Annotated in this window: 11 protein-coding genes; 7 read left to right on the forward strand and 4 right to left on the reverse strand. The window is 37.1% G+C overall.

Going from position 1 to position 13,392, the window contains the following annotated elements; translation table 11 throughout:
* Positions 1-336: 336 nt before the first annotated feature.
* Together pbpC and J4051_RS13005 are read left to right on the forward strand one after the other, a co-directional pair.
* Entirely contained in the window at positions 337-2,688 is a 2,352-nt protein-coding gene (gene pbpC / locus J4051_RS13000; RefSeq protein ID WP_208234312.1) for a penicillin-binding protein 1C, read from the forward strand.
* Positions 2,689-2,748: 60 nt separating this feature from the next.
* Complete coding sequence (locus J4051_RS13005) at positions 2,749-3,180, forward strand: hypothetical protein (RefSeq protein ID WP_208234313.1); 432 nt, start codon at positions 2,749-2,751, stop codon at positions 3,178-3,180.
* Positions 3,181-3,404: 224 nt separating this feature from the next.
* On the opposite strand, the gene J4051_RS13010 is transcribed toward J4051_RS13005, so the two are convergent.
* Positions 3,405-3,836, reverse strand: a complete 432-nt coding sequence (locus J4051_RS13010) for a tellurite resistance TerB family protein (RefSeq protein WP_208234314.1) — start codon at positions 3,834-3,836, stop codon at positions 3,405-3,407.
* 216 nt (positions 3,837-4,052) lie between these two features.
* Between J4051_RS13010 and mfd the strand changes: the two genes are divergently transcribed.
* The gene (gene mfd / locus J4051_RS13015) at positions 4,053-7,412 is read left to right on the forward strand and encodes a transcription-repair coupling factor (protein WP_208234315.1); all 3,360 of its coding nucleotides are present in this window, start codon (positions 4,053-4,055) and stop codon (positions 7,410-7,412) included.
* 75 nt (positions 7,413-7,487) lie between these two features.
* Positions 7,488-8,810 (forward strand): TlpA family protein disulfide reductase, encoded by a 1,323-nt coding sequence (locus J4051_RS13020; RefSeq protein ID WP_208234316.1) that lies wholly within the window; start codon positions 7,488-7,490, stop codon positions 8,808-8,810.
* 41 nt (positions 8,811-8,851) lie between these two features.
* On the opposite strand, the gene lysM is transcribed toward J4051_RS13020, so the two are convergent.
* Positions 8,852-9,361 carry a peptidoglycan-binding protein LysM gene (lysM, locus tag J4051_RS13025; RefSeq protein ID WP_208234317.1) on the reverse strand — a complete coding sequence of 170 codons (510 nt, stop codon included), beginning with the start codon at positions 9,359-9,361 and terminating at the stop codon, positions 8,852-8,854.
* A gap of 161 nt (positions 9,362-9,522) precedes the next feature.
* Positions 9,523-10,476 (reverse strand): nicotinic acid mononucleotide adenyltransferase, encoded by a 954-nt coding sequence (locus tag J4051_RS13030; RefSeq protein WP_208234318.1) that lies wholly within the window; start codon positions 10,474-10,476, stop codon positions 9,523-9,525.
* Between the two features lie 225 nt (positions 10,477-10,701).
* On the opposite strand from J4051_RS13030, the gene J4051_RS13035 reads away from it, so the two are divergent.
* Positions 10,702-11,703 carry an NAD(P)H-dependent glycerol-3-phosphate dehydrogenase gene (locus J4051_RS13035; RefSeq protein WP_208234319.1) on the forward strand — a complete coding sequence of 334 codons (1,002 nt, stop codon included), beginning with the start codon at positions 10,702-10,704 and terminating at the stop codon, positions 11,701-11,703.
* 492 nt (positions 11,704-12,195) lie between these two features.
* Here the strand turns inward: J4051_RS13035 and J4051_RS13040 are convergent, their stop codons facing one another.
* Positions 12,196-12,591 carry a hypothetical protein gene (locus tag J4051_RS13040; protein ID WP_208234320.1) on the reverse strand — a complete coding sequence of 132 codons (396 nt, stop codon included), beginning with the start codon at positions 12,589-12,591 and terminating at the stop codon, positions 12,196-12,198.
* A 161-nt stretch (positions 12,592-12,752) separates the two neighbouring features.
* Here J4051_RS13040 and J4051_RS13045 point away from each other — a divergent pair, with 161 nt between their 5' ends.
* Both J4051_RS13045 and J4051_RS13050 read left to right on the forward strand, forming a co-directional pair.
* Positions 12,753-13,034 carry a type II toxin-antitoxin system RelE/ParE family toxin gene (locus J4051_RS13045; protein ID WP_208234321.1) on the forward strand — a complete coding sequence of 94 codons (282 nt, stop codon included), beginning with the start codon at positions 12,753-12,755 and terminating at the stop codon, positions 13,032-13,034.
* Positions 13,035-13,045: 11 nt separating this feature from the next.
* Positions 13,046-13,348, forward strand: coding sequence for a HigA family addiction module antitoxin (locus J4051_RS13050; RefSeq protein WP_208234322.1), 303 nt, complete (start codon positions 13,046-13,048; stop codon positions 13,346-13,348).
* Positions 13,349-13,392: the final 44 nt, after the last annotated feature.

The raw sequence follows: 13,392 nt of genomic DNA on the forward strand, positions 1-13,392 counted from the left end.
AAAATTTGGAAAGCTTGCTAAATGAAATAAAACGGAATTTTGCATGAGAACAACCACCTCGTCTTCATCCCGATTCTCGTGATGAATCCACTCCTTCTTAAAAAGGAGGAGAAGTTTAGATTATGATTAGATTTGAAATGAGGCGTATATTTTTAAATAATGCCGAATCAAAAACTTCCTTCCCTTTTAAAGGGAAGAGCTTGTCCCGATTTTTTTCGGGATGGCTTTAAGCTCAGAATAGAGCTTAAAGTCGGAAGGGTTAAATCCTAACAAAAAATTAAAATAAAAATCACACTTAGACCTCACAGGTTTCAAAAACCTGTGAGGTCTTTAACCATGAACAAACTACTAACCTACATAAAACGCCACAAATTTAAGTCTGCCATTATTTTTATAGTAGTGGTGGTGTATTATTTTTGTTTACCAAGGCAATTGTTTAAAGAGCCGACGGCAACGGTCATTACAAGCTCTAACAACGAACTTTTAGGAGCCATGATTGCCGAAGATGGGCAATGGCGATTTCCTCAAAACGATACCGTCCCAGAAAAATTCAAAATCTGTATTCTTCAGTTTGAAGATGCCTATTTTTTTCAGCATCCAGGATTCAATCCAGTGTCTATTTTTAAGGCTTTAAGGCAAAACTTAAGTTCTGGAGGCGTTAAGAGAGGCGGCAGTACCATCACACAACAAGTTATCCGTCTCTCCCGAAAAGGCCAGTCTCGAACCTATTTTGAAAAAATTAAAGAGATTATTTTCGCCACCCGATTGGAATTTAGAGCTTCCAAAGAAAAAATTCTCTCCTATTACAGTAGCAATGCGCCTTTTGGAGGGAATGTCGTGGGATTGGATGCGGCCTCATGGCGATATTTTAATAGAGATGCCTCACAATTATCTTGGGCAGAAAGCGCCACTTTAGCCGTTTTACCAAATGCACCAAGTTTGATCTATCCCGGAAAAAACCAAGAGCAGCTGTTCAAGAAACGTAATCGGTTATTGGAAAAATTGATGTCACAGGGCGTTATCGATACCCTCACCTATCAATTGTCAATAGCTGAAGGATTGCCTCAAAAACCGTATCCGTTGCCACAAATTGCACCGCACTTACTTCAAAAAGTGACTCAAACGCATTTTGGGAACTATGTTCAGACCACGGTCAGAAAGCCGATTCAGGAGCAAGTCAATAGAATTGTTTATAACCACTATAACAATTTAAAGCAGAACGAAATTTACAATGCAGCGGTTTTGGTGTTGGATGTCAAAACCCGTAAAGTCTTAGCGTACGTTGGCAATACACCAACAGATAAGGAACACGAGAAAGACGTGGATGTGATTGACAAACCAAGAAGTACTGGCAGTATATTAAAACCGTTTTTGTATGCCGCCATGTTGGATGCCGGAGATCTATTGCCCAATACTTTGTTAGCTGACGTTCCCACACAATACGGAAGTTATAATCCTGAGAATTATGACAAACAATATGATGGGGCGGTTCCTGCAAGTCGTGCCTTGTCACGTTCATTGAATGTGCCGTCGGTAAGGATGTTGCAGGAATTTGGATTGGATCGGTTTCATCATTATTTAAAAGCATTGCAGTTAAAGGACTTGCAATACAATGCCAATCATTATGGGTTATCGCTCATTCTTGGCGGGGCAGAAAGTAATCTGTGGGATTTATGCAAAAGCTACGCAGCCTTATCATCAACGCTAAATCATTTTAGCGAGACCTCCAGCGAATACTTCAGCAATGAATTCTGTGAACCTACATTTTTAGCAGATCAAACAATTGACTTTGGCAAAAGAACCTCTGATAAAACCTTATTCGATGCGGCTTCCATTTATTTGACCTTTGAAAGTTTGAAAGAAGTGAACCGACCTGAAGGCAATGAAAACTGGGAATTTTACGACAGTTCCAAACAGATTGCCTGGAAAACAGGTACGAGTTTTGGTTTCAGGGATGCTTGGGCCATCGGTACTACAAAAGATTATGTGGTAGGGGTTTGGATTGGAAATGCAGATGGCGAAGGCCGACCAGGGTTGGTCGGGGTACAGACCGCCGCACCAATTTTGTTTGATGTGTTTGATGTCCTGCCCAAAAGTGATTGGTTCACCAAGCCTTACGACGAAATGCAGGAGGTTGAGATCTGTTCACAATCGGGTCATCGAGCCTCTCCAAATTGTGAAAACAAAGAACCAAAATTTATCCAATTGGCTGGATTAAAAACGGCCCCCTGTCCTTATCACATCTTGGTACACTTGGACAAGAATGAGCAATACCAAGTCAATTCTTCTTGTGAAGACTTGAATAATATGGTTCATAAATCGTGGTTTGTATTGCCGCCACTTATGGAATATTATTACAAAGCCCAAAATCCGTTCTACAAACCACTGCCGCCATTTCGAGAGGATTGTTTGGGGGAGAACACTGTTGTTATGGAATTCATATATCCGAAGGAAAACAATACCATTTTTTTACCTAAGGATTTTGACGGACAAACCAATGATTTGATATTGAAAGTGGCGCATTCCAAACCCGAAACTTTAGTATTTTGGTATCTGGATGAACGTTATTTAGGTAGCACCACAGACATCCATGAATTCGCCATGCAGCCAAAACAGGGGAAACATGTGATTACGGTAGTAGATGCATTTGGCAATGAAAGTAAGCGTTGGATCGAAATTTCGGAATAATGCATCCAAATCAATATATAAAATGACTATTTTTGTTTTTAACCTTTCAAACAAAAAACCATGTACGAAACAGTAAAAATGTTGCACTCCTATTGGGCCTATTTGACCCTATTATTGATTGTAATAGCTACTTTAAACGCTTTGTTTAAATATTTTGGAAAGAAGGAGTTCCATCCTTTGGATTTTAGAATTTCTTTGTTTACCCTTATTGTGTCACATATTCAACTGCTTTTAGGTATCGTTCTCCTCTTTGCTTATCTTAACGTGATTTCCGGGGCGGGTATGAAGGAAATCATGGGCAATAGTGTCATGAGATCGAATGTTGTAGAACATCCTCTAATGATGATCATAGCCGTTGTTTTAATTACTATCGGTTATTCAAAGCACAAAAAGAAATTGACTTCGGTGCCAAAATTCAAAATGTTGGCCATTTTTTACACCTTGGCTCTTATTTGTGTCTTGGCAAAAATTCCGTGGAATACTTGGTTCTAACAAATCATTATTAATTCCAATTCATAAAAAAACCAGAGCTATAAACTCTGGTTTTATTTTTTTGTAAGGACTTATTTCAATGGGATGTAGTTGTAATTATTAGAACTTTAATCGACTATAGACGTTATAAACAATGAAAGCTGATTTTTATGGATCAGAAATCAAGTCTTGATTCTTTTCCCGATAGCTTTCGGGACTAAAAGTGAAGCGGTCTTTGCTCTGATTTATCTATTCATGTTTTTCATTTCATCAATAAAAGTATCGATATCAACACCATTGGCAACCAAGGTTAAAGCTTTGTCCACAATATACTTTACATTATGCGTTCTAAAACCTAATCCAATAGCAATTTTCTTCAACAACACCTCTTCCCCATCCCCTTGGATGTGGTCTACGTGCACCATGCGCGCCAAATCAAATAAACGCTCTAAACGTCGGTCATAAGATGTTGGAGGATTTATGGGATGTGACTGGTAATTCTTAAGGATGTTTTTATATTCTCCTTCGCTAATATCCAAACTGTGAGCCAAGCGATCTAAAAACGCTTTCTCATCGTCGGTTATAACACCATCATCCATGGCTAGTCTAACAATTGAAGCAAAATGGTCTTCATTACGCTTTTTAAATCCGCTATCGAATAAATCTGAAATTGACATACTTGTTTTGTTTTAATCGCCACGTTTTGTGACCTTCAAAACTACATATTTTTTTTATTAATGACCTAAAAAAATATAATGAAAAATAGTGACCTATTCTCTTCTTTCTCGAAGAAGATCAGGAGATGGTTTATCGATTTATTTTAAGATTAAATTCACAGTGGTAATATGGCACATATAACTTCTAACCTTTATATTTGCTTAAAATAAATTGCCTTGAGTAAATCACATCTCTCGCAAGCTTATGCACAGACTTTGCAAACGCAGAATCTGCAAGCTGCTATTGCCATAAATCAAAGTAAAACGCATTTGAAAGGACTGATTGGGTCTTCCTTAAGTTTCGTAATATCTGAAACTTTCAAGACCTCCGAATCCCCCTTTTTACTGGTTTTTAATGATAAAGAAGAAGCTGCTTTTTATCTTAATGATTTAGAGTTGTTGATCAACGATAAGGATGTACTTTTTTATCCAGGGAGCTACAGAAGACCCTATCAAATTGAAGAAACAGATAATGCCAACGTACTTTTGCGTGCAGAGGTTTTAAACCGAATCAATAGTCGTAAAAAACCGGCGATAATTGTCACCTATCCTGATGCACTCTTTGAGAAAGTTGTGACCCGAAAGGAGTTGGAGCGCAATACCTTAAAAATCTCTGTAAATGATAATCTCTCTATTGATTTTGTAAACGAGGTGCTTTTTGAATATCAATTCAAGCGGGTGGATTTTGTAACGGAACCAGGCGAGTTTTCGGTCCGTGGCGGAATTGTAGACGTATTTTCATTCTCCAACGACGAACCCTACCGGATTGAGTTTTTTGGTGATGAAGTGGATAGCATCAGAACCTTTGATGTCGAAACACAATTATCCACCGAAAAAATTAAAAAGATCAACGTCATTCCCAATGTTGAAAACAAATTTTCGGATGAGACTCGTGAAAGCTTCTTGAAATATATTGCTTCAAAGACGATCGTTTTTACTAAAAGCTTAGATTTGCTATTTTCGAGAATTGATGATTTTTATGGAAAGGCTGAAGAGGCTTTTAAATCCCTTTCCCAAGAAATTAGACGAGCTTCTCCGGAAGAATTGTTCTGCAGTTCAGAATTTTTAAAAAGACAACTACTTGAATTTACTTTGGTCGAATTTGGTTCTTCGTCGGTGTTGAGCAAGGAATTGGTCGAGTTTCATACTACGCCGCAACCGTCGTTCAATAAGCAATTTGATCTACTGATTGAAAATTTAAACACTTATCACGATAAAGGCTATACCAATTTTATTGCATGTGCAAGCGAGCAACAGGCCAAGCGTTTTCATGATATTTTTGAAGATGTCAGTACGGAGCGCCATAGAGCATTGGAACTTGGCGTGCATTACAAAACTATTGTCTTGTCTTTGTATCAAGGATTTATTGATCACGAGAACAAGATAACGTGTTATACTGATCACCAAATCTTTGAACGCTACCATAAATTCCATCTTAAAAATGGCTACGCAAAAAAGCAGGCCATTACATTAAAAGAATTGACCAACCTTGATATCGGCGATTATGTCACTCATATTGACCATGGGATTGGACGGTTTGGAGGCTTGCAGAAGATTGATGTTGAAGGTAAGATGCAAGAAGCCATCAAATTGATTTATGGCGAACGTGATGTTCTTTATTTGAGCATCCATTCTTTACATAAAATATCCAAATTTAATGGTAAGGATGGCAAGCCACCAAAAATATACAAACTGGGTAGTAATGCTTGGAAAAAATTAAAACAGAAGACCAAAACAAGAGTTAAGGAAATAGCCTTTAATTTGATTCAGCTGTACGCCAAACGCAAATTGGAAAAAGGTTATCAATATAATGTCGATAGCGGCATGCAGATGGAGTTGGAAGCTTCTTTCATTTATGAAGACACACCAGATCAAAGTACAGCTACCGCCGATATAAAATCGGATATGGAAAGCGAACGTCCCATGGATCGATTGATCTGCGGTGATGTGGGCTTTGGTAAAACGGAAGTCGCTGTGAGAGCAGCCTTTAAAGCTGTGGATAATGGCAAACAAGTGGCTATTTTAGTGCCAACCACCGTTTTAGCCTATCAACATTCCAGAACCTTTACAGAACGATTAAAAGATTTTCCGGTAACCGTGGATTATCTCAACCGATTTAGAACCGCAAAGGAAAAACGGGACACGCTGGAGCGCCTTGAAAGCGGCAATTTGGATATCATCATCGGAACCCATCAATTGGTCAACAAAAATGTAAAATTTAAGGATTTAGGACTTTTAATAGTTGATGAGGAGCAGAAATTTGGGGTGGCCGTCAAAGAGAAATTAAAAACTCTCAAAGATAATGTGGACGTATTGACTTTAACTGCGACGCCCATCCCAAGAACTCTACAGTTTAGTTTGATGGCGGCGCGTGATTTATCTGTCATTACAACGCCACCTCCCAATCGGTACCCGATAGAAAGTCATGTCATCCGATTTAGTGAGGAAACCATCCGCGATGCGGTGATATATGAGATCCAACGTGGAGGACAAGTGTTCTTTATCCATAATCGGATAGAAAACATTAAGGAAGTTGCCGGCATGATCCAGCGTTTGGTACCCGATGCTAAAATTGGCATTGGACATGGGCAATTGGAAGGTAAAAAATTAGAGCAATTAATGTTAGGCTTTATGAATGGTGAATTTGATGTTTTAGTCAGTACCACTATTGTAGAAAGTGGTTTGGACGTTGCCAATGCCAATACCATTTTCATCAATAATGCGAACAATTTTGGCTTGAGTGATTTGCACCAAATGCGCGGTCGAGTGGGTCGAAGCAATAAAAAGGCCTTTTGTTATTTTATCACCCCAGAATATTCGGCCATGACCGATGATGCACGAAAGCGAATCACCGCTCTGGAACAATTCACGGAACTGGGAAGTGGTTTCAATATTGCCATGAAAGATTTGGAAATTAGAGGTGCAGGCGATTTGCTCGGTGGTGAACAAAGTGGATTTATCAATGATATAGGCTTTGACACCTATCAAAAAATATTAAATGAAGCCATAGAGGAATTAAAGGAAAATGAATTCAAGGATTTGTATCAAGATGACCATATAGAAAGAGATTATGTCAAGGACATCACCATCGATACGGATTTTGAATTGTTATTTCCTGATGATTATGTGAATAATATTGCGGAGCGTTTGAATCTATATACCAAACTGAATGAGATCAAAACGGAAGAGGAACTTCGAAAGTTTGAAACCGATATCATCGATCGCTTTGGTGAAATGCCAAAACAAGTTGTTGATTTATTAAACAGCGTCCGTATCAAATGGGTTGCTACAAAAATTGGCTTGGAAAAAGTAGTGATGAAACAGGGGAGGTTGATAGGCTATTTTATTAGCGATCAACAAAGCGCGTTTTATCAAAGTGCTAAATTTAATAAAGTGATTGAGTACGTCCAAACCCAACCAGGTGGGGGAAGAATGAAAGAAAAGCAAACCCGGACAGGACTGCGTTTATTGCTTACCTTTGAACATATTAAAACGGTTAACCAAGCCTTAACAGCACTGAAGCCTATAGCGGCTTGATTATTGAAGCACTAAAATTTTAAATCCAGAAGCTTCGGGATTAGTAGATTTATAAAAAATAAAAATAGCTATCGCATGAGAAAACTGATTATACTTTTAACATTTTTGCCATCCTTTTTGATGGCACAGCATTCAATTGAAGGCACCTTTTCGCCAGTGGAAGATTTTACCTACGCTTTTCTATATAAATCAAGTCCGACAGGTGCAGAATATGTTGATAGAGCTAAAGTAGGCGAAAAAGGCCAATTCAAAATTGAATTGGATACGGCAGAGACTGCAGGAATTTATAAAATAGTCTATGGCGTGCCACAAGAAACTAACAATTTTGACTTGATCTATAATGGAAAGGAAGATGTCGTGTTGCATTTTAGTTTGACTGAAGGTTTAGAGTTTAAGGAGTCCAATGAAAATAAATTATGGGCATCCTATACCAATAGCATTGAAATGATCAACAGAGCCATCAGCAATTTTTATACACATAAAAGTGGCGATGAAGCGGCTTTTAAGGACATCTTTAAAACCCTGAAAGAAACTCAGGATGCTTTTGAACTGGCTTCAAAAGGTACCATGGCTTCGGTATTTATCAAAGCGAATAAGCCTTATATTCCTGAAACTTATGAAGATATTTCCACCTATTCCAAAAACCTGAAGGAGACGTATCTCGCCAATGTTGATTTTGGCAATCCGTTGTTGCAGAGTTCGGAGTTTTTAACCGATCGGGTGAGGGCATATATTTTTGGAATGTCGGCAGATGCCACCGAAGATTTCTATAAGCGCCAAATTGATAATCTGGTCAATTATATTGGAGAGGACAATTCAGAAATAAAGATGGCATTGTTGCAAGCAATATGGTCTAATATGGTGCAAATAGAAGTAGATAGCGTCGCTAATTATATTTCCGATACCTATTTATTAGCGCTCGCAAAGGAAGCCGACAATACGATGTTGGTTAAAGTATTGACCATTTTTAAAAATAATTCGGTGGGGGCGACAGCAATAGATTTCCCTATTCATTCAGAAGTTGATGGCAAAAACATTGCAACAACATTACATGGCCTAAACATGGCCGATAATTATCTGCTTATTTTTTGGAATAGTGGCTGTTCACATTGTTTGGAGCAATTACCTGAAGTCAGAAAAACGGTTGATCAACTAGATGCCAAAACATTAAAAGTGATTGCTTATGGTACACAAGGGGAAGATGTTGCCTGGGATAGAGAAATCCTTAAGTACCCTAACTTTATTCATGTTATTGATAGAGCATGGCCAAGACGATTTGTGAGCGGTGAATATGGTGTAGAAAGTACACCTACCTACTTTATTTTGGATAAGAACAAAAAAATTATTGCAAAACCGGATAGTTTAGAAGAGTTACAAGCCCTTTTAAATGACTTGTAAAAAAATAGGCTGTTTTGAAAAAAACAGCCTATTTTTTTGTCTTATGCCAAACTGGGAATTCTCAAAACTTGTCCCGGGTATATTTTATCAGGATCAGTCAACATAGGTTTATTGGCATCAAATATTAGTGGATACTTCATAGCGTTTCCATAATATTTTTTGGCTATTTTTCCTAAGGTATCACCTTTAATGACCGTATGGAACTGCGCTTCAGGTTCGGCGTGCTCAACACTCATCTGGTCGTCTACTGATGCAATTCCGTTGGTGTTGCCAATCACCAAAACTACTTTTTCTTTGGTAGATTGGTCATGAGCCTGACCTGTTACAATAGCCATGTCATCATCAATTTTGATTTTTAGATCCTCAACCTCAAGTTTTAAGTCCTTTATTGTTTCTTCGAGTTTTCTGGCTCCTGCTTCTTTTGCTTTAAGTTCGTCTGCAGCTGCTTTTTTATTTGCAGCAACTTGTGCTTGTGCTTTTTCTTCCGTATCAGTTTTCCCGACACCAAAGACCTTGGCTCCGGCATTTTTAATAAATGAAAATAGTCCCATATAATTTTAAGTTTTTAAGAGTTAATGATTTGATAGGTAATTTACAACAACTAATTGAAACCTTATGGTGTGTCTTATCAATATATTATTAAATAAAAAGAGAACGCTCATCTGAAATGAATCAGATGAGCGTTTCCAGAAACTAAATAACCAACCAAAATTTAGTTTCTTTTATTTACCCGAGGGTTATCTTTTTTCGCAGTTTTCTGCTTACGTTTTTTTAGTATCTCAGATGATTTTGTCTTGCCATCGTTTTCAACACCTTTAGCTTCGGCATTCCTCATATATTGGATGTAGCCACGTCCTGTAAATTCATAGGTTGTACCGGAATTCGCATGGTAAAGCTTTATCACTTGATCATTAAGAACGCTCAATTCGAAGAATTCATTATCAAAATAATCATAATCTAATGTTAATGTTTTGAGGTGCGTATTTCCGGTTATATTACCCACGCCATAAACCCCAGTATAATCCCAATAAATGTCGTTGGGATTAGAGATGTTGTAGTCTTGCGAACTTCTAAATTCAGAATCATTTCCACCGGCTAAAAACTGTAAGTAATTTTCGCTGTCAAATTCATTTAAGGCACCCATTTGACTGGTATAGGTTTTTTCCCAAGCGTTATATTCTTGCAAGAAAAAGTGGATATTATCATAAAACACGAAGTCGTAATCAAAGGCTGATTTTTGATACCCATGTAAAAAATACGAGGTATCATTAAAAGGATTGTACAACTCTATGGTGTCAAAATCTACTTGATAAACATCAAATGTTTGATAGCCATCAAGATCATGGTACACATCTAAAGTCATTTCGTAGGCATCATACTCTCCAACGTCTATTCCGTAACCGTTGCCTTGGCCATTAGGTCCAAAACCAACTAAATTATTATTGGCGAACAATACACCATTTTTAAAAGAGAGTGTAAATGCAATTTGTAGAAAAGGTGTTTCTCCATAACCTGCTGTTTGATTGATATCAACATACCACAGATCATAAGAACCTAATAATTGATTCAATGAAATGGCCGGCTCTTCATGAACAGTATTTGTACTGCAAGACGTCAATATGGTTGCAGCTAAGGCAAATCCGAAAAGTAATTTTAGAGTTTTCATCCGTTCAGGTTTATTTTAAAATATTGGTTTGATCTGTTTGTCGACAGTTCGTTGAAATTAGCAAAACAAATTGTAAACACTTTACATTTTTAACAATCCAACATTTTAAAGATTATAATGGGTAGAATTCAAAACACGTGCCAAAAATTTATTTTCGGTTGATTTTGAAATGTAATAACCGCTATATTTTATGTATTTTTGAACTGCATCAACTTTAATATATTTATGAGTACACCAATAAAATATGCCGTTTTTGGATCAGGAAGCTGGGCCACAGCGATTGTTAAAATGCTTTGCGAAAATCTTGATGAAGTAGGTTGGTATATGCGAAGTGTTTACATTAAGGAACACTTGCTGAAGGAACAGCACAATCCAAGTTATTTGAGCTCGGTTGAGTTTAAGACCTCACAATTGAAGATTAGTAATGACATCAATGAGATGGCAGACTATGCTGATGTGTTGATTTTTGTAATTCCATCGGCCTTTATTTACGACGAATTGCTAAAACTTAAGGTTGATTTAAAAGATAAAACCATCGTGTCTGCCGTCAAGGGCATCATGCCTGAAACGGGAAAATTGGTGGGCGAACATTTTCATGATGTCTATAGTGTTTCTTATGAGAATATAGCGGTCATTTCAGGCCCTTGCCATGCGGAAGAAGTGGCATTGGAACGTTTATCTTATCTAACGATTGCTTGTGCTGATGAAGAAAAGGCCAAGCAAATTGCCAACGCTTTATCAAGTAATTATATTAAAACCTCTACGAGTGATGATGTGATAGGCATAGAGTACGCCGTTATGCTCAAAAATATTTATGCCATAGCCGCAGGTATTGCACACGGATTGGGTTATGGTGATAATTTTCAAAGTGTATTGATGAGTAATGCCATACGCGAAATGAAACGTTTTATTAAAAAACGACATAAGATGAAACGCAACATCAATGATTCGGCTTACTTAGGCGACTTGTTGGTCACTGGGTATTCGCTATTTTCCCGAAATAGAATGTTCGGAAATATGATTGGTAAGGGTTACACCGTTAAATCCGCACAAATGGAAATGAACATGGTGGCTGAGGGTTACTATGCCACAAAAAGTGCTTACGATCTTATTGAAAAAAATGAAAGAAAAGATAAGCTACCTATCATTACTGCAGTTTATGCGATTTTATATGAAGGTAAGGATCCAAAAAGGATATTTCAGAAATTGACAGAGAAGTTGGATTAGAAGTGGCGCTGGAAGCACGAGGTTGGAAGCGCGAAGCTGGAGGCTGTAAGATTTTCTCGCAAAGGCGCAGGAGGCGCAGAGTATTTATAAAATGATGGGTAAATTCGTGTGCTACAATTCGTGAAATTCATTTAAATCTCGACTATCTGTTTTATAAATTAAAGACAACTTTAAGTTTTGCGGTATTAGTATAATTTGTGTCCAATACAACCAAATTTATTCGCTTAAAGGAACGTTTTTTGAGTATTTATAAAAAGCTATTACACAAAGGTTCAGAAAGTTGTTCAAAACAAACTTTTCACCCATTACTCTCGGTGAAGCTCTATTAATCTCTGGGTAACAATGTAATTGTTTCAAGCAAGACAAATCGTGTACAGAGAATTGATGAAACCTTCAAATAAAAAACTCCAAATTCCAGATAAGTCTATCGAGAATAACTTAGACAATGGATATAATCTGTGAACATCTGCTATAATTAGCGTCCTCCACGTTCTATTTAACCAAAACCCCTTTTGTCTCCATCAAGGGGATTTTCTGAAAGGCTTTTTCGTTAATGCTATTCTTTCTGAAGAGAAAGTTTTTTTCAAACATGGTATTCCCCTGAAAAAAAGTCACTTTAAATTCGTTGTTTAAGGCGAATAGTTCTTCTTGAATCAACTCAATTTTTGCATAACTTCTCTTAGGAAGAACATCCAGTTTTTTCCGAAAGATAGATGTCATTTTATTTTCAGAATAACCACTGGTAACAATCAAAACAATATCTAAATCGACGTCCTTGTCATTAATGATATAGGCGTTCCAATCGTGGGTTTTGTAAATGTCATTATACTCATTGACAATGGCTAAATATACGCCTTCAACTTTCGGGATTTGGATATCTTTTTTCATGCCTACTCCCTGCGAAGGCAGGGATCTTTTTAATTGAACGGCAAAGTTACTATTTTATTACGAATAAGAGTTTTTGACGAACGTGATGTCATCCTATAGAAAAGGATTTTCATTAAATATCAAGTTTATTTGCTACCTTTAACGTTAGTAACGCATAAAGTATGATTGTATCATTTGGTTCTAAAGAAACCGACCAAATTTGGAAAGGTATTCGTGTTAAAAAAATGCCCATTGATATTCAGAACATTGGACGTCGAAAATTAAGAATGCTCAATAATTCACAGGATCTGAACGACTTAAGAATTCCGCCGTCAAACAGAATGGAAAAGTTTAGTGGGAAATTGAGCGAATTTTATAGTATTAGGATTAACAAACAATGGAGAATTATTTTTATTTGGAACCAAGGAAATGCAAGTCAGGTTGAAATCATTGATTATCAATAGAAAAATAGAAAATGGAAAAATTAGATAATGTGCATCCGGGAGAAATTTTGCATTTTGAATTTCTTGAACCTCTTGAAATTACGGTATATCGACTTTCGAAGGATCTAAAAGTTCCACAGACTCGAATTTCTGAAATCATAAAAGGTAATAGAAGAATTACCGCGGATACAGCCTTAAGATTAAGTAAGTATTTTGGAAATTCTGCGAAGTTCTGGCTCGGTATCCAAAACGATTATGATATCGAACAGGAAAGGAAAAACAAAAAGGAGGAATTGAAAACGATTAATAAGTATTCTGAAAAAGACCTTGCTTAAACTATAGAACATCTTAGTGGTCGGGTTGTTTATTCTTGAAAACT

This window comes from Gelidibacter pelagius (assembly GCF_017581925.1).
In the GTDB taxonomy this organism is placed as follows: Bacteria; Bacteroidota; Bacteroidia; order Flavobacteriales; family Flavobacteriaceae; genus Gelidibacter; species Gelidibacter pelagius.